Raw genomic sequence first — 22,727 nt, forward strand, 5'->3', positions numbered from 1 at the left:
AATGTGGTTGAGCCGCAACTCGATTATGGCCGCAAACTATGCGACAATAGGTGTGCGGTATGGTCACGGCATGCGAATTGGCCAATTATTATTGCTTGATACTTCGCCAATTCGATCAGAAATTACTTTCGTCGTGAGCGCGCAGTAGCCCAGCAGACAAGAAACCAACCGTATGGCGTCGGGCTCGTGCATGCCGCTGTTCGCGAGCGAAAGAGAGAGGGATGCCAGGCCGTTAAGGGTCATGCTGACATCGGCGAGCTCGTCGAGGACTTTCAGCTTTGTTTCAATTGCGGGTGCTGTCTTGTACATGCACACTCCTCTATAATATTTGAATATTCAAATATTATAGAGGAGTGTGCATGTGAGGTAAAGCTACGGACGAAGTTTTCTCGCAGTCTGGAAAGTGAATTCTGATACCCTGATCAGGTAGGAGGAATTCATGGCGTCTATCCAGTATTTCAAGTTGTTCGACATGCTCGAATGTCGCGGTTACAAGAGAACCGACCTTCGAGAAGAAGTCGGGTTGTCCACCGTCACCATCGCCAAGCTCTCCAAAGGCGAGTCTGTCACCACGGACACGATTCTTCGCATCTGCGAACGCTTTGACGTGCAGCCGGGCGATATTATGGAGTACGTTCCCGACGAGCGTTAAATCCGGGAATCTCTCCGGATTTGTTTTACGCTTCGCGGGGTCTCTCGAGGCGATATCGTTGATTCGCCCGCTTGACGCTTGAACCGGCGTTTGCTTTTCGCGTATACTACGTTGCGAGCCGCAGGGAGCGCTTACTCCCCACGGCTCTCGGATCGCTTCGGCGGTTTGGCTTTTTTGTTTACGGCTCCCTGTCCTTTCGGATTGGGAGCCGCTCCACTATTACCGCAACAAGCACGATAACGCTGGAAAGCAGCTGCAGCGCAGCCGCGAACAAAGCCAAATCGGCCATGGCGTCCACCTCCTCCCGTTTTTCCCTTCGTCGGGGGCATGGGTGGAAAGGGGCGCGGAGCCTTGCCGCCTGGTGATCCGTCCCTTTATGATAACGTCCCGGCCTAGCGCGCAGATGACGTGCATCCAGTGCGCTTCTCGCTCGAATCCAGCGCCCTCGGCTGAACTCGCGCCGCACCTGGGACGTCGCCGTTCCGATCGCGCGCTCGTCATCGTCGCTCGCCCGGATGGCCGCCTCGCGAATCGGCTCCCAGCCCACAGCTCCCAGCCCAGCCCAGCCCTCGACCCCTCGGCTTGCGGAAATTAACTCCACAACTGCTCGCTTTTTGACATCTTTGCTATAATGACTGGTCGTGTGCATGTATCGGGCGTTTCGGGTGCTTGTACCGTGCGATGAGCGTGCGCTTTCCATGGGGGAACACGCGCACGATCGCTGGCGTTAAGCTGATACAAGAAAACGAGGTTGACATGAACGAACTGCTGTCCCAGCTGTGGACGCCCGAGTTGCAGGCCGCTTTCACCGTGGTCGTGGTGCTGCTCGTCATCCTGTACGTACTCTCTATCGTCTGGGTAGTTCGCGACGCGTACCTGCGCGGATCGTACTGGTACGTGTGGGCTATCGTGGCGCTCATTCCTCTTTTGGGCGTTATCGCGTACTGCCTGCTTCGCCCGCCGCTGCTGCAAATCGACCGTGACGAGCAAGAGCTCGAAATCGCTCTCAAGCAGCGCGAGCTCATGAAGTACGGCGAATGCGCGAACTGCGGCTATCCGGTAGAGGCCGACTTCGTGCTGTGCCCGAACTGCCACCAGCGTCTGAAGAACCTGTGCGGCACCTGCAACCATGCTCTCGATCCCACCTGGACCGTGTGTCCCTACTGCGCCACGCCGGTGTCCGGCGGCCCTCGCGCTCGTCGCGCTCCGCAGCAGCGCCCCGCGCGAACGCAGCAGCCGCAGCAGGCGGCGCCCCAACAGTCGAGGCAGGCACGTCCCGCTCATCCCGAGCAGGGCATGCAATAATATTCTTCGCGTTCATCGAAGCCGCCTCGAACCAGGGGCGGCTTCGTTGTTTCGTCCCAACGGCAGGGTGCGAAAGGCGCGCCCGCCGGGAACCGATCGTGCAGGTGCTTTGTGCGCACCCGGCACAGGAAAGGAACTGCTATGAACATCGTACTACCCGACGGCTCCGTTAAAGAGTTGGCCGAAGGCGCTACCGTTGCCGACGTGGCCGCGTCCATCGGCGCCGGCCTGGCAAAAGCCGCGCTCGGCGGCGTCGTCGACGGCAAGGCCGTCGATCTGAGCGCCCCCGTGACCGACGGCGCGCAGGTGTCCATCGTGACCACCAAAAGCCCCGAGGCCCTGGAGCTTCTGCGCCATTCGACCGCGCACGTCATGGCTGCTGCGCTCGTCGACCTGTACGGCGACGTGCAATTCGGCGTAGGGCCGGCTATCGAGGACGGCTTCTACTACGACATCAAGCTCGACCGCGCGCTGTCGCCCGACGACTTCGCCGCGATCGAGGCGCGCATGGCCGAAATCGTGAAGGCCGACGAACCCTTCGAGCGCCGCGAAGTTACGCGCGCCGAAGCTGAGGAGCTGTTCGCCGGCCAGGCGTTCAAGCTGGAGCTCATCGCCGAGCTGCCCGAGGACGAGGCCATCACCACCTACACCATCGGCAGCTTCACCGACCTGTGCCGCGGCCCGCACCTGCCCTCCACCGGCAAGGTGGGCGCGTTCAAGCTGACCAAGCTGGCCGGCGCCTACTGGCGCGGCGACGCCGAGCGCGAAATGCTCACGCGCATCTACGGCACCGCGTTCTTCAAGAAGGCCGAGCTTGAAGAGCACCTGCACAACCTGGAGGAGGCCGAGAAGCGCGACCATCGTAAACTGGGCCGCGAGCTGGGCATCTACACCATGGATCCCCTGGCGGGCGTGGGCCTGCCCATGTACCTGCCCAAGGGCGCGCGCGTCATCCGCACCATGCAGGAATGGCTGCGCCGCGATCTGTACGACCGCGGCTACGAAGAGGTCATCACCCCGCACGTGTACAACGCCGACGTGTGGAAGACCAGCGGCCATTACGGCTTCTACAAAGAGAACATGTACTTCTTCAACATCAACGAGGGAACCGAGGAAGACCCGCGTTTGACCGAGTACGCCGTGAAGCCCATGAACTGCCCGGGCCACGTCATGCTGTACAAAAACGAGCTTCATTCCTACCGTGACCTGCCTCTGCGCTACTTCGAATTCGGCACCGTGTACCGCCACGAGATGAGCGGCGTGGTGCACGGCCTTCTGCGCGCCCGCGGCTTCACCCAGGACGACGCGCACGTGTTCTGCACGCGCGACCAGGTGGTGGACGAGGTGGTGGCCATCCTCGACATCGTGGACCACATCATGTCCACGTTCGGGTTCGCCTACGAGGCCGAGATTTCCACGCGCCCCGAAAAGAGCATCGGCACCGACGACATGTGGGAGCACGCCACCAACGCGCTCAAGGAAGCATGCGCGCGCCACGGCTTGGCGTACGACATCAACGAGGGCGACGGTGCGTTCTACGGTCCCAAGATCGACATCAAGGTGAAAGACGCCATCGGCCGTACTTGGCAGTGCTCCACCGTGCAGGTCGACTTCAACATGCCGGAGCGTTTCGGCCTGACCTATCGCACCGAGGACAACACCGAAGAGCGTCCCTGGATGCTCCACCGCGCCATCTTCGGCTCCATCGAGCGCTTCCTGGGCATCCTGATCGAGCACTACGCCGGCGCGCTGCCGCTGTGGCTGGCTCCCGTGCAGGTGGTCGTGCTGCCCATCGCCGACCGTCATAAGGATGCGGCTGCCGACCTGGCCAAAAAGCTCAAGGCGGCAGGCGGTCGCGTGGAGGTGTACGACCAGAACGAGCCCATGCGCGTGAAGATCGCCAAGGCGCAGAGCCAGAAGATCCCGTACATGGTGGTCATGGGCGACAAGGAGATCGAGGAGGGCACCGTGTCGGTCCGCGACCGTCACGAGGGCGACCTGGGCTCCTGGCCGGTCGAGCAGCTGGTCGAGAAGATTCGCGAAGCTGCGCTGTAGAGCCGCGTTGTTCGCGTAATCGGAAGTAAGGAGGTGCGCGCGGGACGTCCCTTTGTCTCGCGCGCACCTCTGCGTGTTTTAGAGGGGAGAACTCCTTGGGAAAAGAACCGATCGTGACGTATCGCGACAAGATGAAACAGGCAAACCGCGAGGCGAAAGCTACGCTGGTGGCGCTCGCGTTCATCGTGGCGGTATGGCTGATCTGCGGATTCGGGTTGTCCGGAAGCGACATCGAAGTGTTTCATACGCCGATTTGGATAATCGGAGGAACCTTGGGAACGTGGGCGGCGGCCATCGTCGCGGCCGCGGTGCTGGGCAAGCGCGTATTCGTCGATTTCGACCTGGACGACGAAGGGGAAGGGGCGTCCGATCGTGGATAGCTTGATCGCGCTCGCACCGTTGGTGCTGTTTTTGCTGTTCGCGCTGGGTGCGAGCCTGCTCGTGCGCCGACGCGCGCAGGCCGCATCGACCGGCGGCGGCTTCGTGAAGGAGTACTTCATCGGCAACCGCGGCCTGGGCGGATTCGTGCTGGCGATGACCACTATCGCCACCTACGGGTCAGTAAGCTCGTTCGTGGGCGGTCCCGGTCAGGCGTGGTCAATCGGCTTCGGCTGGGTGTACATGGCCGTGGTGCAGGTGACGGCGCTCGTGCTTTTGTACGGGATCATGGGCAAGAAGATGGCGCTCGTCTCGCGCAAGCTGGACGCCGTCACCGTAGTCGATGTGATACGCGCGCGGTACGGGTCCGACCTGCTCGCCAACCTGTCGGCGCTCATCATCGTGGTGTTCTTCGTCGCTACGATGGTCGCGCAGTTCGTGGGAGGGGCCAAGCTGTTCGAGGCGGTGACGGGCTATTCGTACATGACGGGCCTGTTCCTGTTCGGCGCGGCGGTCATCCTGTTCACCACGATCGGCGGGTTTCGAGGCGTAGCCGTGACCGATGCGCTGTGCGGCATCGCCATGCTGGTGGGCATGGGCGTGCTGGCGGCGGGAATCCTCGAGGCAGGCGGCGGCTACGAAGCCATCATGGCCTCCATCGCCGCAAACCATCCGGCCATGCTGGAGCCGTTTTCGGGCGGCAACATGCCGGCGGGGCTGTACCTGACCCAGTGGCTGCTCGTGGGCGTGTTCACGTTCGTGCTGCCGCAGTCGGTGGTTCGCACCATGGGCTACAGGGATACGAAGTCGCTGCATCGAGCCATGATCATGGGAACCGTCATCATCGGCGCCATGATGATCGGGGTCACGTCGCTGGGCGTGCTGGCGGCCGGCGTCCTCACGGACGATCTTGCCGCGTACGGCGGGAGCGTGGACAATATCATCCCGCTATCCATCGTGGGCACGTTGCCACCCGTTTTGGCCGGCGCGGCCATCATCGGACCCATCGCCGCATCGATCTCGACGGTTTCGTCGCTTTTGATCTCATCTTCCTCGGCCATCGTGAAAGACGTGTACCTGCGGCATTGCGAGAAAACGGGAAACCGCCCCGCCGACAGGCGCGTGGCGGTTTCGAGCCAGGCGGTGACGTTGGGCGTCGGCGTGCTCGCTTTCGTCTTGGCCGTCACGCCGCCCGATCTGATCTGGAAGATCAACATGTTCGCGTTCGGCGGTCTGGAGACGGCGTTTTTCTGGGTGCTCGTCTGCGGCCTGTTCTGGAAGCGCGCCAATAAGACGGGGGCGCTTCTGTCCATGGCAGGCGGGACGCTGGCGTACTGCGCCTCGATGGCCTTGGGCTTCAAGGTTGCCGACCTGCACCAGATCGTCATCGGCATCGCGGTTGCGGGGGCATGCATGATCGCGGGCTCCCTGGCAACGCGGCATGCGAAGTCCAGCAAGCTTGCGGTGTTCTTCCCGAGCGAAGATGCCGACTAACTGATCGGCGAGCCAGTGCGCTAGCGCTCGCGGCTTGCGGGCTGGCTCGCGTCCTCGTCTTCGCGACGTTCCAGATCCTCGATGATGCGGAGGGCTTCTTCCGGCGTGGCGCCCATGCGCTCGGCCGCGCGCCCGATCTCGTCAAGCCGGCGATGGTACTCGCGCACGGCGCGTTGCGCCAGGCGCCTGCGACGCTCTTCGCGGCGACGAGCGCGATAGTCCTCGGCTGTAAGGTTTTCGCCCTCGCGCGTTGCGGCAGGGGAGGGCGCGGGCTTCTCGGCCGCCGCGGGCGCGGGAAGCTCCTCGCTGCTTGCTGCCGCGCGCTTCGCGGCGATCTCCTGGGCGGCAAGGTCGAGCGCTTCGTCGAGCAGGCGCTTTCTGGCCGAAGAGCGCTGCAGGCGGAAGGCAAGGTCCTCCCAGCGGGCGTCCTGTCCCTCAAGGCGGCGCTGCTTCGAAGCAAGGCGCGCGGCTGCTTCTTGGCGTGCCAGCAGGCGTTCCAGCTCCACGTGCTCGCGCAGGATGCTGCCGATGTCGCGTGGGTTCTCGCGAATTTCCTTGACGGCTTCCAGGGGTCGCGCGTCGGCTACGCGGTACGTGACGGAGGCGAGCAGCGGCATGAGGAACACCGTCACGGCCCCTGCGGCCACCAGCACGCTGGCCGTCTCCTGCGTCATGGCCTGCGCGCTTACGGCCACCGATGTGACCGCGACGATGATGGGTAGCGCCGTGGTGCAGTACAGCGCCACGGTCAGACGGTTGTGCGAGGACACGTCGCGCGTGTCTTTGCCGGTGGATAGCGCAACGAATATGGGAACCGCGCGGATCAGCAGCAGCATGGCGATGAACCCGACCAGGAGCATCGGCTGCGCGAATACGGCCATCAGGTCGATCTTGGCGCCGGAGACCACGAAGAACACGGGAATGAGGAATCCGTAGGCAACGCCGTCGAGCTTCGTTTCCAGGCTGTGGTCACCCTCGGGAATGACGTAGCGAAGCACGAATCCTGCCGCGAACGCTCCCAGCACGATATCCAGGTGAAACACCGCCGAAAGCGTGATGAGACCGACCAACAGCAGCACGGTCACGCGCATCATGGTTTGCGAGGTGGTGTCGGCGTTGGCGGTCAGGAACCGAAACAGCCGATGCCCGGTTTTCTTCGCCTTCGCGGGAACCACGGCCACCGCTACGCACAGCGCGACGAAGCCGGCAAGGATCAGCACGGTTTTCCATTCGGCGCGCGACGAGAGAAGAAGCGCCATCGCCAGCACGGGGCACAACTCTCCCCAGGTGCCGTACGTCAGGATGGACTCGCCTACGCGCGTGCCCGTCAGCTCGCGCTCTTTTAGGATGGGCATGAGCGTGCCGAGCGCGGTCGTGGTCAGGGCGATGGCCATGGCGATGACTTCGAAGCGATTGCCGGAGAATCCGGGGATGAATCGCATGACCAAAAACGCGACACCGAACGATACGAACCAGGTGATCAGCCCTCGCTTGCCTTGCGAACCCGTGAGGCTCTTGGGGTTGATCTCGTAGCCGGCAAGCAAAAACAGAAACGCAAGTCCCAGGTCGGCCAGCAGGTCCACGGAGTCGGTCGGCTGGATTGCTCCTGCCATGTAGGGGCCCAGCAGCGCGCCCGCTATAAGCAGGAACACCGTTTCGGGGATCAGTTTGTTGGGGATGAGCTTGGCGGCGATGGGGCATGCCGCCGCGACGAGCGCGATGATGGACAAGGATATGAGATCGGTCGGCATGAGGACCCTTCCACGTTGTTCTCGTCAGTCCTGATGAAGTGCCATTGTATCGCAATGAGACATCGGCAGACATGGTATGCTTCGAAGGTACACGTACTGCAGTTACGAGAAGGAGCGTTTCATGATCGTTACCACCACGCCCTCTGTCGATGGGTGCCGCATCTCTGGTTATTACGGCGTCGTTTTCGGAGAGGTCATCACGGGCGTCAACTTCCTGCGCGACTTCGGCGCGGGGATTCGCAACATCGTAGGCGGGCGCAGCGAAGGCTACGAGCAGGAGCTTACTCAGGCGCGCACCGAAGCGCTTCAGGAGCTTGAGCAGCGCGCCGCGGTAATGGGCGCCCATGCGGTGGTCGGCGTCGACATCGACTACGAGGTGCTCGGCCAGGGCAACATGCTGATGGTAACCGCTTCGGGCACTGCCGTCACGCTCGAGCAGGCGTAGCGTTCCTCTCGGACGAAACGGGGCGGATGGCGATGGCGGGAGAAGGGAAAGCGCGGTTCGATCGCACGTCGCGCTTCAAGCAGCAGGTTTACCTGGCGCTCGAAGATTTGTCCGGCGCGCACGGACTCGCGCGCGTCGTGGGCGTGGGACTCTTCGTCCTGATCGTGCTGAACGCGTTGCTGGTGTTCGTCGACTCGAACCCCGGGGTTCCCTATGCGCTCTCCCAGGTTTTCCTGGCGTTCGGACTGGCATCGAGCGTATGCTTCGGCGTGGAGTACCTTGCACGGCTGTGGGTGGCCGACCTTGCGCACGCCGGGCTGTCGCCGCTGCGCGCCCGCGCCCGCTACGCGCTCTCGCCCATGGGCGTTATCGATTTGCTGGCGTTTCTGCCCGGTTTGCTGGTGTTTCTTGTTCCGGTATCGCCTTCGGCGCTTAACGCCGCGCGCATCGTGCGCCTGATCCGCCTCATCAAGCTGTCCCGCTACATGCGGGGTCTACGCTCCATCGCGCGCGTCTTTCACAAGCGCCGGTCCGAGATCATCGCGTCGTTCATGGTGCTGGGCCTGCTCACCGTTACGGCAAGCGTGCTCATGTACCAAGTGGAGAACCCGGTGCAGCCCGATAAGTTTGACAGCGTGCTCACGGGCATGTACTGGGCCATGACCACCATTACGTCGACCGGGTACGGAGACCTGGTGCCCGTTACGGCGCTGGGACGCTTCGTCGGGTTCGTCACCATGGTGCTGTCCATCGGCGTGGTGGCCATTCCGGCGGGCATATTCTCGGCCGGGTTCGTGTCTGAGTTTCGGGCGCAGGACGCCCGCAACCACGACGCTGGCGAGCGTCTGGAAAACCCCGACGATCGCGATGGCTGCGAAGACTAGCGGTGCGCGCTACCGTTCCAGGTACGCTTGAAGCGCGGGCCAGCGCTTGGCCGCCTCGCCGTAACCTTGTTCGTACAGGGCCAGCAGCTTTTCCGGATCCTTTTCCATGTTTCCTATGGTCACCGGCTCGGGCGGCTGTATGAGAAACAGCTTTCCCTCGTCTTGCAAGCGGGGGAGCGCGCGGTACATGCGATTGTAGTCGTAATGGCGATGCTGCAGGCGTTCGAGGAAGTACGGGTACAGCGCGTAGCGCTGGCGAAGGATGGCCATGAGCTTGTTCGGCGTTTTTACGAAGTCCGCGGCTTGCGTCAGGACCACGATGTGTTTTTTCGCGCCCGTGAGCATGGAGTACACGATGGGCACGCTGTCGCAGGTTCCGCCGTCGAGCAGCAGCTTGCCGTCGATGTCGACGATCTGGCTGACCAAGGGCATGGACGATGACGCGATAAGGTAGGGAAGGTCGGCTGCCGAGTCGGTGAACTCGTGGTAGTCCGCTTCGCCCGTCCTCAAGTTGCTGGAAACCGCCACCAACTGCATGGGCGATTGGTCGAAGGCGGGGTAGTTGAACGGTTCGAGCACGTTGGGAATCTCGTCGAACGTGAACGCGCGGCCGCAGGCGTTGCCGGTGCGCACGAAGCTTTTCATGGACAGGTAGCGCCAATCATCGCAGTACTTCATGTTGAGGTAGCATGCTCGCCCGTTTTGGCCGGCCACGTAGTTGTATCCGCACAGCGCTCCCGCCGACACGCCGATAACGCGCTCGCAGAACAGCTTTTGGTCCATGAAGAAGTCCAGGACGCCGGCGGTGAACTGCCCGCGCATCGCGCCGCCTTCCAGCACGAGATTGACCGGCGATGCCGCATGCCCGTCCCAAGCGGGAGGGTGCAGGGACGAAGGTGCGGTGTCCGGGTTGGTCCCGGGCTCTTTGGACTTGGCTCGGGCGGCGTGCTGAACGAAGGGTTCGCGTGCGGAGGATTGGATGCTCATGCGGGTCCTTTCTCTGATCCGCATTATTATAGCGGGTTCGTTTCAAGGTTGCTGCGGCCCGATATGTCGGGTTTCTCTAGATTTATCCCCTATTTGGTAACATTTGATGCAGCATGTGCGGCTTCCGGTTAAAATACACGCAAATGAACGAAGAGCCGATGCGCAAGCTTGGTTCGAGCGGCGTGGCTTCCCCGAAGGAGGCGTCGCCAAGTAAAGGAGGTTGTTATGAGCGAGGTTATCTCTTCTGCTGATTTCCAGTCCAAGGTGCTCGACGCGCAGGGACCGGTGCTCGTGGACTTTTTCGCCACGTGGTGCGGACCGTGCAAGATGCTCGCCCCCACGCTTGACGAGGTGTCCAGCGAAGTGGCCGGCAAGGCGGCCGTTTACAAGGTGGACATCGACCAGAGCCCGGATGTGGCCCAGCGCTACGGCGTGATGAGCGTCCCGACGCTTGTCGTATTCGAAAATGGCCAGGTCAAGCAGCAGGCTGTGGGCGTGCAGCCGAAGCAGAACATCCTGGCGATGCTGGGCTAAACCAGCATCCTAATGTGCTATCGCAAAGGGAGCCGCAGCATGCGGCTCCCTTTTTTGCGCGACGCGACGGGGTCGTTCCTCCGTGCACGATTCTTTCCCCAATGTTGCGCGCGAGTGCATGTTGAGGCCCGTCCGCCGGCGGCGAATGATCGCGACCAGGCAAAACGCGCGGTCGCGTCGATGCCTGCCCCTTCGTACGCCTCTCGGACGCAACATTGGGAAAAGAATCGTGCGCAAACCAGGGCATCTGACGCTGCCGTGCGCAGACGTCCCCTTCCACCTTCCGAAACGCCAGCGAGGCTTTTGCGGTCTCGGAATGGGGGCGCACCGATAGCGGCTTGACGGCGCATCGGGCTACGGCGAATTCGACTCGACGGTTCGCCGTCGGTCGGCTTTGCCGCCTGCCCGCTTGTCGGGCTACGTCACGATCCAAGACCGGTAGTAATCCCAACGGGATCCGTCTTCGGGTTCGGTTGCGGTCACCAGGTACGTGCCCACCAAAGCGCGAGGACGCAGGCCGGAACGGGTCGCGGCGTCGAACAGCTCGGCTGCGTTGTTGCCGTCAAGCTCCGGCGTGGTTTTGAGCAGGCATTCCCGACAGGTGCGTTCGTTGTCGGAAGGCGTACGCATCCAAAGCGGGGAAGCGCCCCCTGCTTCGTCGGCCACGGCTTCGTGCACGACGGAGGGGTCTTCGGCTCGTATCAGCACGGCGTAGCACCACGGCTCGTCTATGAGCGCGTTCCACGGTACGGACGTGTTGTAATCGATGCTGGTCAGACGTTCGATGGCGGGCGTTGCCGGGCGCATCCCGGAAACCCTCAACTCCTCGGCCACGGCGTTGAGCGAGCGTTGACGGGCGAGGCGCGTCCGCATGGTCTCAAGTTCCGCGATGCGCCGCTCGATGCTGTCTTCGGTGCGTCCGAGCGCATCGTCAAGCGCGCTGATGGACATGGCCCGATAGCTTGCCAGGTCGCGCACCGGCACGCCCAGCTGGCGGTAAAAGGCGATCTCGCCTGCTTCGAGCACGTCGTGCAGCGCGTATCGCCGGTAGTCGTTGTGCTCGTCGCGGCTTACGCGGACAAGCCCCTGGCTTTCCCAGTAGCGCAGCGTGGAAGGAGCAACGCCCAGACAGCGCGCTGCGTCCTTGATGTCGTAGTAGCGCGGCGTTGCGTTCACGGCGCTTCTCCCATCCTGACCTGGCTCCTGTTTGTTTGGAGATTCCGAGAATCCTGCTCGGGCGGGTTTACCTTCAAGCAGCTTTAAGGTTTAGAGTACCATCCGGAACATTTCAGGGCAAGATCCGCAGCGGAGAATCGGCATGATCAAGAAAAGCATGGTACGCGAGTACCTTAAGTACATAATCCCCACGATGCTCACGTTCACGTTAGCGGGCGTGTACAGCATCGTCGACGGCATCTTCGTGGGGCATGCCGTGGGCGACGCCGGCTTGGCTGGCATCAACGTGGCGTTTCCCGTGGTCGCGTTCATCATGGCGGTGGGCACGGGCGTGGGCATGGGCGGCGGCGTGATATCCTCCATCGCGCGCGGCGCGGGCGACGAGGAGAAATCGCGGCGTGCGGTGGGCACGACGTTTCTCATGCTGCTTCTGGCTTCGATTCCCATCATGGCGCTGCTGTTTTTGTTCGCGGGTCCCGTCTGCGAGCTTTTGGGCGGGCGCGGCGAAACGCTCAACCAGGCCATCTCCTATATCGGGGTCATCGCTTGGGGCGTGCCGTTTCAGATTATGGTGACGGGCTGCACGCCGCTCATTAGAAACCAGGGCAAGGTCGCCTTCGCCATGGCGGTGCAGGTGCTGGCAGGGCTCATGAACGTGGTGCTCGACTACGTGTTCGTGATTGCGCTGGGCATGGGAACGGCGGGCGCCGCCGAGGCCACGGTTTTGTCCCAAGTTGCCGCGTTCGTGCTGGTTGCCGGCTTTTTCCTGCGTAAAGAGAACCGCATCAGCCGCGCCGATCTGCGTATAGACGGCAGGATAGCCGTGCATGCCCTCAAGCTGGGATTGGCCCCGTTCGGCCTTACGCTCTTGCCCGAAGCCACGGTTGTGGCCATCAACGTGAACCTGGCAACCTACGGCGGCGAGACGGCGCTCGCGGCGTACGCGGTGGTGTCGTACACGGCTTGCGTGATCCAGATGCTCATCCAGGGCGTGGGCGATGGCTCCCAGCCGCTCATCTCGCGCTACTACGGGTCGGGCGACGCCGACGCCGTTCGGCGCTTCCGCAACACCAACTACCTCATCACCATCAGCTTGGGCGTGATCGGCCTGGCCGCCATGTACCTGCTGCGCCATCAGGTGCCGCTGCTGTTCGGCGCCTCGCCCGAAACCACGGGGCTCATCGCCTGGGCGCTGCCCGTGTTCTCGACGGCGTACGTGTTCTACGGCTTCACGCACGCATCCACGTCCTACTTCTATGCGGTGGACGATGCGAAAGCGTCGAACGCCATCGTGTACGGCGAAGCCGCCCTTGTCGTTGCCGTGGTGTTCGGCATGGCGTGGGCGTTCGGGCTGGACGGCATCTGGATCTCGGTCACCATCGTGCAGATGATCCTGTCGGTTGCCGCGGGCTCGCTCCTGCGCTTCCGGCACCGCAGTCGCGAGCGCGAGCGCGGCTGCAGCTTGGACGGGGATCCCAGCTGCAGCTCTTGCTAGCGCGCTTGGTCGAGGCCGGCGGTTTTAGACCAGCGGCTTGAGGTAGCCGTAGCCTTCCGCGTCCATGCGGTCGTAGGGGACGAAGCGAAGAGCTGCGCCGTTGATGCAGTAGCGAAGCCCGCCGCTTTGCGCGGGGCCGTCCGAGAACACGTGCCCAAGATGGGCGTCTCCGGCGTTGCTGCGCACCTCGGTGCGCAAGGTGCCCAGGCTGTGGTCAAGGTGCTCGGTTACCACGCTGCGGGCGATGGGGCGCGAAAACGCTGGCCAACCGCAACCGGAGTCGAACTTATCGGCGGACGAGAACAGCGGCTCTCCGCTGGTCACGTCCACGTAGATTCCGCGTTCGAACAGGTGGTCGTACGGGTGGGAGAACGGCCGCTCGGTGGCGTTGCGCCGGACGACGCGGTACTGGGATTCGTCGAGCGTTTGCTTGAGCTGGGCGTCGTCGGGCGCGGCGTAGCCTTGGGCCCGGATGAGCTGGGCCGCCGTTTCGGGGTCGTTCGGGTCGACGCAGGGCGCGTCTTGCGGATCGCAGCCGGCCGATGCGCACAGGTCGTGGTCGAGCTTGCGCACGCCCGGGGTGTCCACGGCTTCGCACAGCCCGTCGTGCTCGATGCAGGGGCGTCCTTCCTGCAGGCCGGTTCGCCGCGCGAACTCGTCGGCCGCTCCCAGGTGGATATGGCAGTAGCCTCCGGGGTTCTTGGCCAGGTAGTCTTGATGGTAGTCTTCGGCGGGGTAGAAGCCGTCGAGCGGTTCCACTTCGGTGACGATCGGCTCAATGTGAGAAGCCTGCTGCCGCAGCACGGCGGCCTCTATGGAAGGCAGGTCGGCCTCGTCCTGCCAGTAGATGCCGCTTCGGTACTGAGTTCCCCGATCGTTGCCCTGCCGGTCGAGGCTCGTGGGGTCTATCGCCTCGAAGAAGGCGTCCAGGAGCAGGTCGGTGGGCAGGATCGTGCGATCGTAGGTGACGGAAACGGTTTCCGCATGCCCGGTGTTCCATAGGCATACGTCGCGGTAGCTGGGGTTTTCGGTCGATCCGTTCGCGTAGCCCGCAACCGTGCGCCGCACGCCGGGCAGGCGCTTCAGATAGGCTTCCAACCCCCAGAAACAACCTCCGGCAAGGTAGAGGGTGTGCAGGTCCTCTCGTTGCTTGTTCATAGTGCTGCTCCTATCGCGCCGCTGCGGGCTCTCTGTCGCGCCCCATCCTAGCGCATCGTCGCGGTTGCGGCCGTTTTCCCACGAACGCACAACGAAACCGTAACGCTGCCGTTGAGGAACGCCCTCGTAACGCACATCGCTTCTACCGTATACTGATCGTTGAAAAAAGACGATGTTTGGAGGCTTGCTATGAACGAAGAGCGTCCCTTGAACGAAACCTCGCAGGAGTGCAAAGGCTCCCATCCCGAGGTTATAGACGTTGCCGTGATCGGAGCGGGACCTGCCGGGCTGACCGCCGGCCTGTACGCGGCCCGCGCGGGGCTCGACGCCGTGGTGTTCGAGCGCATTTCGCCGGGCGGGCAGCTTGCCCAGACCGAGCATATGGAGAACTACCCGGGCTTTCCCGAGGGAACGGACGGCTTCGAGCTGGCGTTTTCCATGAAGCAGCAGGCGGATCGCTTCGGCGTGCGCCACGTGGGCGAAGAGGTCGTGGCGGTTGACTTCGCGCAGGAGCCCAAGGTGCTGACCACCGCGTTCGGCGAGCACCGGGCGAAGAGCGTCATCGTGGCCACCGGCGCCCGCCCGCGCAAGCTGGGGCTGGAGCTCGAGGACGAGCTGCAGGGCCGCGGCGTGTCGTACTGCGCCACGTGCGACGGCAACTTCTTCCGCGACAAGGAGGTCATGGTGGTGGGCGGCGGCAACACGGCCGTGGGCGACGCCATCTACCTGTCGCGCATCTGCAAGAAGGTGTACCTGGTGCATCGCCGCGACAAGCTGCGCGCCACGGCCATCTACCATAAGCGGTTGGAGGACTTGGAGAACCTGGAGTTCGTCTGGAGCGCCGCGCCGCGCAAGCTGATGGCCGACGAAGGCGCGCTCGCGGGCGTGCGCGTGGAGATGCTGAAGACGGGGGAGATTCGCGACATCCCCGTGAGCGGCCTGTTCGTGGCCGTGGGCACCGAGCCCAACACGGAGTTCTTGAAGGGAGCCTTGCAGCTGGACGAGACCGGGTACGTGGTGGCCGACGAGTCGGGCGCCACCGACGTGCCGGGCGTGTACGTAGCCGGCGACGTGCGCACGAAGTTCCTCCGCCAGGTGGTCACCGCCGTCGCCGACGGCGCGGTGTGCGCCGAAGAGGCTTCGGAGTACTTGGCGATCTAGTGCTGGTTGCTGCGAAGCGCTTTTCGATCTGCTATCATAAACCAGTTACGCAGTGGTGCCCGCTCCTGCACAGGGGCGGGCACTCGTCGCGCGCGGCGCGTGCGATCAGGTGAACCACGTTACGAAGGACAGCACACACCATGCAGGATACCGATATGCGCGAGAAGCTGGTCAAGATCATCGAGGCCTACGAGGACGTCCAGGTCAAGATGGGCGATCCGGCCGTTCTTGCTGATCAGAAGGAATACAACCGCCTGGCCAAGGAGTACGCGAACCAGGGCCCCCTTGCGAAGAAGGCGCGCGAGTACGTGCAGGCGTCCGACGATCTGGCCGCCGCCAAGGAGATGCTCTCCGACCCTGATATGAAGGAGTTCGCTCAGGAGGAGATGGCCGAGATCGAGAGCAGGCTTCCCGCTCTTGAAGAGGATATCAAGTTCATGCTCATTCCGGCCGATCCGGCGGACGACAAGGACATCATCGTCGAGATCCGCGCTGCCGCGGGCGGCGACGAGGCGGCCATTTTCGCCGGCGACCTCTACAAGATGTACGAGCGCTTCGCTGCTGCGCAGGGCTGGAAGACCGAGACCATGGACGTGTCGGCTTCGGAGGCTGGCGGCTTCAAGGAGGTTCAGTTCAAGGTCAAGGGCGACAAGGTGTACTCGGTCATGAAGTTCGAGTCCGGCGTGCATCGCGTGCAGCGCGTCCCCAAGACCGAGAGCCAGGGTCGCATCCATACGTCCACGGCCACCGTGGCCGTTCTTCCCGAAGCCGACGAGGTCGAAGTCGACATCAACGAGAACGATCTTCGCATTGACGTGTATCGCGCCGGCGGCCCGGGCGGCCAGTGCGTGAACACCACCGACTCGGCCGTGCGCATCACGCACCTGCCGTCGGGCTTGGTGGTGCAGTCGCAGGATCAGAAGTCGCAGCTGCAGAACAAGATCGCCGCAATGGCCGTTTTGCGCGCGCGCCTGTACGAGAAGATGCTGGCCGAACAGCAGGCCGCCGAGGGCGCCGAGCGCTTGGCTCAGATCGGTTCGGGCGATCGTTCCGAGAAGATCCGCACCTACAACGGCCCGCAGGACCGCGTGACCGATCACCGCATCGGCTTCAACGGCACGTACAACGGCGTGCTGCTCGGCGACGGCCTGGGCGACGTGATCACCGCGTTGCAGGCCGCCGATCGCGCGCAGAAGCTGGAAGCTGCGGTTTAGGTTGAGCGACGTTTGGACTATCAAGGCCGCCCTTGATTGGACGGTCGGCTATCTGGAGCGCAAAGGCGACGAGAACCCGCGCATTTCTGCGCAATGGCTTCTGTCCGAGGCCACGGGCCTGAGCCGCATCGAGCTGTACGCGAACTTCGACCAGCCCTTGTCCCTGGACGAGCGCGACGTGCTGCGCGGTTTCGTGGCGCGTCGCGGCGCCGGAGAGCCCTTGCAGTACATCACCGGAGAGGTGGGGTTTCGCCACATCACTGTGCAGGTGCGCCCCGGGGTGCTCATCCCGCGTCCCGAAACCGAGGTGCTGGTGAGCGAGGCGCTGTCGCTCCTGCCGCCGGCGCCGAAGCGCGTTGCGGCCGATGCTTGGGCGGAAGAAGCGCTTGAAGCCCCTCTTGCCGAAGCTGCTGCCGATTCCGCTGACGAGCGGGATGCCTCCGAAGATGCGCCCGATGCGCAGGTTCCTGCTCCCGAGTTGCTGGTGGCCGATTTGTGCACGGGGTCGGGCTGCATCGCGTGCTCCATCGCGTTCGAGCATCCGCTTGCGCACGTGGTTGCCACGGACATCGCGCCCGAAGCCGTTGCGCTTGCCGGCGACAACGCGCGGGCGCTCGGCTTGGACGAGCGAGTGGAGGTGCTTGCGGGCGATCTGGGGGAATGCGTTCCTTCTTGCATGATAGGCGCGCTTGACCTGGTGGTTTCCAATCCGCCGTACGTGCCTACGGCGGTGCTGGCCGACATTCCGCGCGAGGTGGCCGACTTCGAGCCGGAGCTTGCTCTTGACGGCGGATCGGACGGCTTGGACGTGCTGCGCCGGTTGTTGCCGTGGTGCGGCGCTGCGCTCAAGCCTGGCGGTGCGTTCGCGTTCGAGCTGCACGAGGGGCATTTGGACGAAGCGGCGGCCCTGGCGCGCGAAGCGGGCTTTCAGGATGTGCGCATCGTGCGCGACCTGGCGCAACGCCCCCGCGTTTTGACTGCGCGCAAGGCGGATGCCTGCAGCTAGCCTGCGACGGCATGGCGGCACGGCGGATCGCGGCGCGCGCATGCGAGGCGGCTGCTTCGCTATAATGGTGCGAAACCAAGGGAAGGGGTCGCCATGCTGGAACGAAACATCTTGGACGATAATCTTACGCTTTCGGCGTACACCATGCGAAAGCGCCTGGGCGATCGGCGCCCGCGCATCGGCTTGATTCTGGGCTCGGGCTTGAATCCGCTGGCTAACGAGATCGCCGATGCGGAGTTGATTCCCTACGTCGAGGTTCCGCGCATGAATACGAGCACGGCGGAAGGGCACGTGGGCAGGTTCGTGTGCGGAACGCTGGGCGGGAAGTGCGTGCTGGTCATGCAGGGCCGCCTGCACGGCTACGAAGGGAACTCCTCGCAGGAAGTGGCGTATCCGGTGTGGCTCATGCAGCGTCTCGGCGTCGATACGCTCATCACCACCAACGCCGTCGGCGCGCTCAACGTGAACTACCAGGTGGGCGATTTCTGCATCATGTCCGACCAGATCAACTTCACGGGGCGCAACCCCATTGCCGCACCCGATCCGGCCAACCTGTCCGATAGATTCTTCTCCATGTTCGACGCGTTCGACCCGCAGTTGCGCTCCATTGCCCATGATGTGGCGGCTGAACGGGGGATACGCGTGCAGGAAGGCGTGTATTTGGGCTTGCTCGGCCCAAGCTTCGAGACGCCGGCCGAGATTCGCATGTTCCGATCATGGGGAGCCGACACGGTTGCTATGAGCGTGTGCGAAGAGGTTATAGCCGCGCGCCATGTGGGCATGCGCGTGCTGGGCGTGTCGCTTGTCTCGAACATGGGATGCGGCATCGGGGGCGCAAGCCCCACCGGCGTCGAGGTGCTCGATGTGGCGAAGACGCGCGAAGCCGATTTCGCGCGTCTGATCACGGGCGTGATCGAACAGTTGTAACAACAGTGAATCCGCGCGCGTCAAGCGCTTTGGAAACTCGGCGGGAACCCGTCGGGCAGGCGTTTGGCGCACCGTATCGTTTGGAAGGAATCCATGGACCATCGGTTGAAGCTGCATGTGCTGGCAAGCGGCAGCTACGGTAACGCTGCCGTGATCGAGGACGCCGCTACGGGTGCGGGCGTGCTGGTTGATTGCGGCATCTGCAAGCGCGACTTCTTCGCGCGCGTCGACGAGGCGGGATTCGACCCGGCGAACCTTGCGGCCGTCCTGATCACGCACGACCACGGCGATCACACGAAGGGCCTGGGCGTGGTGCTGCGCGGTTTGGCGAAGCAGGGAATTGCTCCTGCCGTGTATGTGAACAGCGCCGTGCGCCTTGCGAGCAAGGAGATTCGCGCGCTCGAGGGAGCATGCGACCTGCGCGCCTTGGCGAGCGGCGATGCGCTCTCGCTTGCGGGGATGAGCGTGCACGCGTTCGCCACCTCGCACGATGCGGCTGCGTCGTGCGGGTTTCGTTTCGAAAGCTCGGACGGCGACGCGCTGGGGTTCGTGACCGATACCGGCATCGTGACGGGCGAGGCGCACGAGGGCCTGTCCAACGTGCGCATTTTGGCGCTGGAGAGCAACCATGACGTGCGGATGCTGCAAGAGGGGCCGTACCCGTATCCGGTCAAGCGTCGCATCGGGTCCGACGTGGGCCACCTGTCGAACGTTCAGGCGGCCGATGAGCTTGACGCATTGCTGTGCGCGCGGTTGGAGCAGGTGGTTGCCATGCATATCTCGCAGAACAACAATACGTACCGTCTGCCCGAGGAGTCTTTGGCTGCGGTGGTGTCGCGCGCGTCTCATGGTGCGACCGTGCAGGCGGCGTACCAGGGAATGCTCGTGAGCGTGGAGTAGACGGGTTCGCTCGCCGCAGCCGCTTTGCGTCGGTGGGCGCGCAGGCGGCTGCGGTACGATTGCTTCGTGCGGCTTACTCGCCCTCGAACAGCTCGGTGGAGAAGTAGCGCTCGCCCGTGTCGGGCAGAAGCGTGACCACGGTCTTGCCGGCGCCGAGCTTGCGGGCAAGGCGGCGCGCGGCGGCTACGTTCGTGCCCGACGACACGCCGCAGAGCAGGCCTTCCTGGCGAGCGAGAGCGCGAGCGGTGTCGAGGGCATCTTCGTCCGAAACGATGCAGATGTCGTCGTAGATCTCCTGATCGAGGATGGCGGGGATCAAGCCGTCGCCGATGCCCATCTGCAGGTGCGTGCCGATGCCGCCTCCGGAAAGAATGGCGGCGTTTTCGGGCTCGACCGCCCATATCTCCACGTCGGGGTACAGGCGCTTGAGGATCTGTCCGACGCCGGAAATGGTTCCGCCCGTGCCGATGCCGGAGCAGAAGCCGTGAATGGGGCCTTCGACGTCCTCGACGATTTCGAGCGCGGTGTGGTACTTATGGGCGAACAGGTTGTCCTCGTTCTCGAACTGCTGGGGAACGTAGACGCGCGGGTCTTCCGCTGCCATGCGCTCGGCGGTGGCGATGCATTCGGCGATGCACTTGCCGATGTCCCCGTCGTCGTGCACGATGATCACGTCGGCTCCGTAGTGGCGCACGAGCTTGCGGCGCTCGACGGACACGGAGTCGGGCATGATGATGCGAGCGGCGTATCCCTTGACGGCGCACACGAGCGCAAGCCCGATGCCCTGGTTGCCGCTCGTCGGCTCCACGATGATGCTGTCGGGTTTCAGTTGACCGCGCTTTTCGGCCTGGTCGATCATCTGCCAGGCTGTGCGGGTCTTGACCGATCCTCCTACGTTCACGCCTTCGTACTTTGCGAGGATCTGGGCGGATCCTTCTTCGGAGAGGCTGTTCAGGCGGATGAGGGGCGTGCGCCCCATGGCGTCAAGCACGTTGTCGTAGATCACGATGGTTCCTCGATCATGGTTCGGGTTCGTATGCGGTAAGCATCCATTGTACCATTGCGCGTTTACGCGCATACGGAATCTACTTGACGGCGATGGTCATGATATCGCGAGGAAGGTTCGCTCCTTCGTAGATGATGCCGTTTTCCACGAGGTCTTTGCCGATGGCGACGTAGCCTTCGGCGTCGACGCGGTTTTGCGCGATTTCGTCGTCGGTGAGGGGGCGCCGCACCTTTGCGGGCGAGCCCATGACCAGCATGCCGTCGGGGATCTGGGTTCCGCCGGTAACGAGGGACCCGGCGCCTACGATGCAGTTCGATCCGACGTTCGCTCCGTCCATGATGATGGAACCCATGCCGACCAGCGTGTTGTCGCCGATGGTGCAGCCGTGCACGATGGCTCCGTGGCCGACGGTCACGCCGGAGCCGATGACGCAGTCGCTCGCGGCGCCCAGATGCACGCAGCAGTTTTCCTGGACGCTGGTTCCCTCGCCGATGACGATCTTCGATCCGTAGTCGCCGCGCAGCGTGGCGTTGAACAGGATGACGGCGTCTTTGCCGACGGATACGTTGCCGATGAGGGTGGCGTTGGGCGCGATGCGCGCTTCGGGATGGATCTCGAGTTGACGGTAGTCCATGTGGGCCTCCTTGTGACGGGCCGTTCGCGCGGTGGGCGCCCGGCCTCGCTGCTTCGTGTTCGTACTTTATTATAGGAAGGGGATCGCTGCGTTTCGAGGGGATCGCGGCCGAATGCGGCGGGCGGGACCCTCAAATCAGGGGAAGTGTGAGAAGGAGGGCGCGGGCGCTTGCATGGGGGAGCGCGGCGGCGCGCGGCGGGGCTCGGGAATCCTCTGGCGCTCGGTTGCGTGCGGGCGCCCGCGGAGCGTAAAACCCTCGCGCTGTCAAAACTAACGAGTTTTGCGGCGGTTTTTGCTCTGCGGAGGAGGTTTCGCGAGACTCCGATTTCTATTTCCCCAGGTCACGAAGTTGTGACTTGTCTTTATCCTGGTTTGAGGACCAGCAAAACTCGTCCGTTTTGACAGGAACGCCCCGATGAGCCGGTATTCGCGCGCCGACGGCCGGACGCGCACATGCGCCCGCGGTCGGACTCGCGCATGCGCTGACGGACGGGAGCGCGCGGCCCGCTGCGCCGCGACGCCCGCTTGCTCCGGCGGCCGGGTTCGCACATGCGCCGTCGCGCGCGGCCGAGTGCATGCCCTAGGCACGCGCCCCGTCGTCGGTCGGCCCGCTGCGCCGCGACGCCCGCTTGCACGCGGGGCGGCTTACGACGATGCGGGCTTGGAGGCGGGTGCGGCCTGGTAGGACCAAAGCGCGTTCGCTCGGCGCACCACGTCGTTGAAGGATCGGCTGTGGACGGCGTGGTCGCGGCGCTTCGGGTCGTTCACCACCAGCATGCCGTGCCGATCGATGTCGACCAGCACGACGTAGGACGGCTTGCTGGCGGAGGAGTCGCTGTCGAGCGATGCGATCACGGGGCGTCCCGCAGTGATCTCTTTCCTGATGGCCAGCTCGCTCGACTCCACCGAGTTCACCTTCAGCCCCAGTTGGCGCGCGCCTTCCGCAAGCAGGCCGTCGGGGTTTTCGACGTAGCCGTTGCTGCGCGCGAAAGCCGCCACGACGGACGGTCCCATGTCGGTGTCTCCCGTGACGCCGATGCGCGCCATGGCCAAGCACAGGGGCGCGCCGCCCGACGAGCCGATGGTGCCCGATCCGTAAGGATCGGATGACCAGGCGGGATCGTTCTGGAAGAGCGCGGGGGCAGAAGCTTTCTTCCAAGCGGGCGCGGTGCTGTTCCCGGCTGCGTCGACGCTTTGGCTGGGCGCGGATTCGGCAGCTGGGACGCTGTCGGCCTCGGGCGCTGCGGCGATGCCGCGGGAAACGAGCGTGCCTCCGATCGTGCCCACGGCCCCTACTGCGACAATGGCGAAGATGGCCGAAAGTATCCGCATCGAGGCCGTTCCCGCAGATGGCGGGCGATTGCCGCGGTGCAGGTCGGGTGTGGCGGGACGCACGGTGGCGAAGGGGTCGCGCGCCTCGTCGGCAGTGGGCCGTTGCAACGAGACGTCGAAACGGATGCCGTGCGTTCGGTTGGGCAGGTGCCGCTCGCTTTGCGGCAAGCCGACGTGCGGCTGCGGCCCGGTGCCCTGAAACGGTATGTCGGGCAGGTTTCGGTTCGTCACGG

22 protein-coding genes are annotated in these 22,727 nt (G+C 63.8%); 14 read left to right on the plus strand and 8 right to left on the minus strand.

The features are described from left to right. Nucleotides 1-63: 63 nt before the first annotated feature. Nucleotides 64-309 (minus strand): hypothetical protein, encoded by a 246-nt coding sequence (locus LG373_RS03410; protein ID WP_225749030.1) that lies wholly within the window; start codon nt 307-309, stop codon nt 64-66. Between the two features lie 130 nt (nt 310-439). Between LG373_RS03410 and LG373_RS03415 the strand changes: the two genes are divergently transcribed. The 5 genes from LG373_RS03415 to panF all read left to right on the plus strand — a co-directional run bounded on the left by LG373_RS03415 (nt 440) and on the right by panF (nt 5,884). Continuing rightward, the gene (locus LG373_RS03415) at nt 440-652 is read left to right on the plus strand and encodes a helix-turn-helix transcriptional regulator (protein ID WP_114566983.1); all 213 of its coding nucleotides are present in this window, start codon (nt 440-442) and stop codon (nt 650-652) included. A 756-nt stretch (nt 653-1,408) separates the two neighbouring features. Then, entirely contained in the window at nt 1,409-1,957 is a 549-nt protein-coding gene (locus tag LG373_RS03420) for a zinc ribbon domain-containing protein (protein ID WP_114566982.1), read from the plus strand. Between the two features lie 141 nt (nt 1,958-2,098). Beyond that, on the plus strand, nt 2,099-4,012 hold the full coding sequence (gene thrS / locus LG373_RS03425; protein WP_225749031.1) for a threonine--tRNA ligase: 1,914 nt from the start codon (nt 2,099-2,101) through the stop codon (nt 4,010-4,012). A gap of 95 nt (nt 4,013-4,107) precedes the next feature. After that, the gene (locus LG373_RS03430; RefSeq protein ID WP_114566980.1) at nt 4,108-4,392 is read left to right on the plus strand and encodes a YhdT family protein; all 285 of its coding nucleotides are present in this window, start codon (nt 4,108-4,110) and stop codon (nt 4,390-4,392) included. Beyond that, nucleotides 4,385-5,884, plus strand: coding sequence for a sodium/pantothenate symporter (gene panF / locus LG373_RS03435; protein WP_114566979.1), 1,500 nt, complete (start codon nt 4,385-4,387; stop codon nt 5,882-5,884). Before LG373_RS03430 ends, panF begins: the two co-directional genes overlap by 8 nt. Nucleotides 5,885-5,904: 20 nt before the next feature. Here panF and LG373_RS03440 read toward each other — a convergent pair whose 3' ends face one another. Beyond that, entirely contained in the window at nt 5,905-7,635 is a 1,731-nt protein-coding gene (locus LG373_RS03440) for a cation:proton antiporter (RefSeq protein WP_114566978.1), read from the minus strand. Nucleotides 7,636-7,756: 121 nt separating this feature from the next. On the opposite strand from LG373_RS03440, the gene LG373_RS03445 reads away from it, so the two are divergent. Then, nucleotides 7,757-8,080, plus strand: coding sequence for a heavy metal-binding domain-containing protein (locus LG373_RS03445; RefSeq protein WP_225749032.1), 324 nt, complete (start codon nt 7,757-7,759; stop codon nt 8,078-8,080). A 32-nt stretch (nt 8,081-8,112) separates the two neighbouring features. Next, nucleotides 8,113-8,964, plus strand: coding sequence for an ion transporter (locus tag LG373_RS03450; protein ID WP_225749033.1), 852 nt, complete (start codon nt 8,113-8,115; stop codon nt 8,962-8,964). A 9-nt stretch (nt 8,965-8,973) separates the two neighbouring features. Here LG373_RS03450 and LG373_RS03455 read toward each other — a convergent pair whose 3' ends face one another. Further along, complete coding sequence (locus tag LG373_RS03455; protein ID WP_114566975.1) at nt 8,974-9,951, minus strand: patatin family protein; 978 nt, start codon at nt 9,949-9,951, stop codon at nt 8,974-8,976. Nucleotides 9,952-10,176: 225 nt separating this feature from the next. Here LG373_RS03455 and trxA point away from each other — a divergent pair, with 225 nt between their 5' ends. Beyond that, complete coding sequence (gene trxA / locus LG373_RS03460) at nt 10,177-10,485, plus strand: thioredoxin (protein WP_114566974.1); 309 nt, start codon at nt 10,177-10,179, stop codon at nt 10,483-10,485. A 417-nt stretch (nt 10,486-10,902) separates the two neighbouring features. Here the strand turns inward: trxA and LG373_RS03465 are convergent, their stop codons facing one another. Continuing rightward, nucleotides 10,903-11,661 carry a MerR family transcriptional regulator gene (locus LG373_RS03465; RefSeq protein ID WP_225749034.1) on the minus strand — a complete coding sequence of 253 codons (759 nt, stop codon included), beginning with the start codon at nt 11,659-11,661 and terminating at the stop codon, nt 10,903-10,905. Nucleotides 11,662-11,803: 142 nt separating this feature from the next. Between LG373_RS03465 and LG373_RS03470 the strand changes: the two genes are divergently transcribed. Further along, complete coding sequence (locus tag LG373_RS03470; RefSeq protein ID WP_225749035.1) at nt 11,804-13,156, plus strand: MATE family efflux transporter; 1,353 nt, start codon at nt 11,804-11,806, stop codon at nt 13,154-13,156. 24 nt (nt 13,157-13,180) lie between these two features. On the opposite strand, the gene msrB is transcribed toward LG373_RS03470, so the two are convergent. Then, complete coding sequence (gene msrB, locus LG373_RS03475) at nt 13,181-14,314, minus strand: peptide-methionine (R)-S-oxide reductase MsrB (RefSeq protein ID WP_225749036.1); 1,134 nt, start codon at nt 14,312-14,314, stop codon at nt 13,181-13,183. 189 nt (nt 14,315-14,503) lie between these two features. On the opposite strand from msrB, the gene trxB reads away from it, so the two are divergent. The 5 genes from trxB (at nt 14,504) to LG373_RS03500 (ending at nt 19,522) form a co-directional block, all read left to right on the plus strand. Beyond that, nucleotides 14,504-15,475, plus strand: coding sequence for a thioredoxin-disulfide reductase (gene trxB, locus LG373_RS03480; protein ID WP_225749037.1), 972 nt, complete (start codon nt 14,504-14,506; stop codon nt 15,473-15,475). A 140-nt stretch (nt 15,476-15,615) separates the two neighbouring features. Beyond that, the gene (gene prfA, locus LG373_RS03485) at nt 15,616-16,689 is read left to right on the plus strand and encodes a peptide chain release factor 1 (protein WP_220149564.1); all 1,074 of its coding nucleotides are present in this window, start codon (nt 15,616-15,618) and stop codon (nt 16,687-16,689) included. Nucleotide 16,690: 1 nt separating this feature from the next. Next, nucleotides 16,691-17,695 (plus strand): HemK/PrmC family methyltransferase, encoded by a 1,005-nt coding sequence (locus LG373_RS03490; RefSeq protein WP_216529744.1) that lies wholly within the window; start codon nt 16,691-16,693, stop codon nt 17,693-17,695. Nucleotides 17,696-17,788: 93 nt separating this feature from the next. Further along, entirely contained in the window at nt 17,789-18,622 is an 834-nt protein-coding gene (locus tag LG373_RS03495; RefSeq protein ID WP_225749038.1) for a purine-nucleoside phosphorylase, read from the plus strand. A gap of 93 nt (nt 18,623-18,715) precedes the next feature. Then, a complete protein-coding gene (locus LG373_RS03500; RefSeq protein WP_225749039.1) occupies nt 18,716-19,522 on the plus strand; it encodes an MBL fold metallo-hydrolase in 807 nt (268 codons plus the stop codon). 73 nt (nt 19,523-19,595) lie between these two features. Here the strand turns inward: LG373_RS03500 and cysK are convergent, their stop codons facing one another. The 3 genes from cysK to LG373_RS03515 all read right to left on the minus strand — a co-directional run bounded on the left by cysK (nt 19,596) and on the right by LG373_RS03515 (nt 22,725). Further along, entirely contained in the window at nt 19,596-20,528 is a 933-nt protein-coding gene (gene cysK, locus LG373_RS03505) for a cysteine synthase A (RefSeq protein WP_225749040.1), read from the minus strand. A gap of 79 nt (nt 20,529-20,607) precedes the next feature. Then, nucleotides 20,608-21,162, minus strand: coding sequence for a gamma carbonic anhydrase family protein (locus tag LG373_RS03510; protein ID WP_114566966.1), 555 nt, complete (start codon nt 21,160-21,162; stop codon nt 20,608-20,610). A 645-nt stretch (nt 21,163-21,807) separates the two neighbouring features. Next, on the minus strand, nt 21,808-22,725 hold the full coding sequence (locus LG373_RS03515; protein WP_225749041.1) for a hypothetical protein: 918 nt from the start codon (nt 22,723-22,725) through the stop codon (nt 21,808-21,810). Nucleotides 22,726-22,727: the final 2 nt, after the last annotated feature.

It is taken from the genome of Paraeggerthella sp. Marseille-Q4926 (genome assembly GCF_916618935.1).
Lineage (GTDB): Bacteria > Actinomycetota > Coriobacteriia > Coriobacteriales > Eggerthellaceae > Paraeggerthella > Paraeggerthella hominis.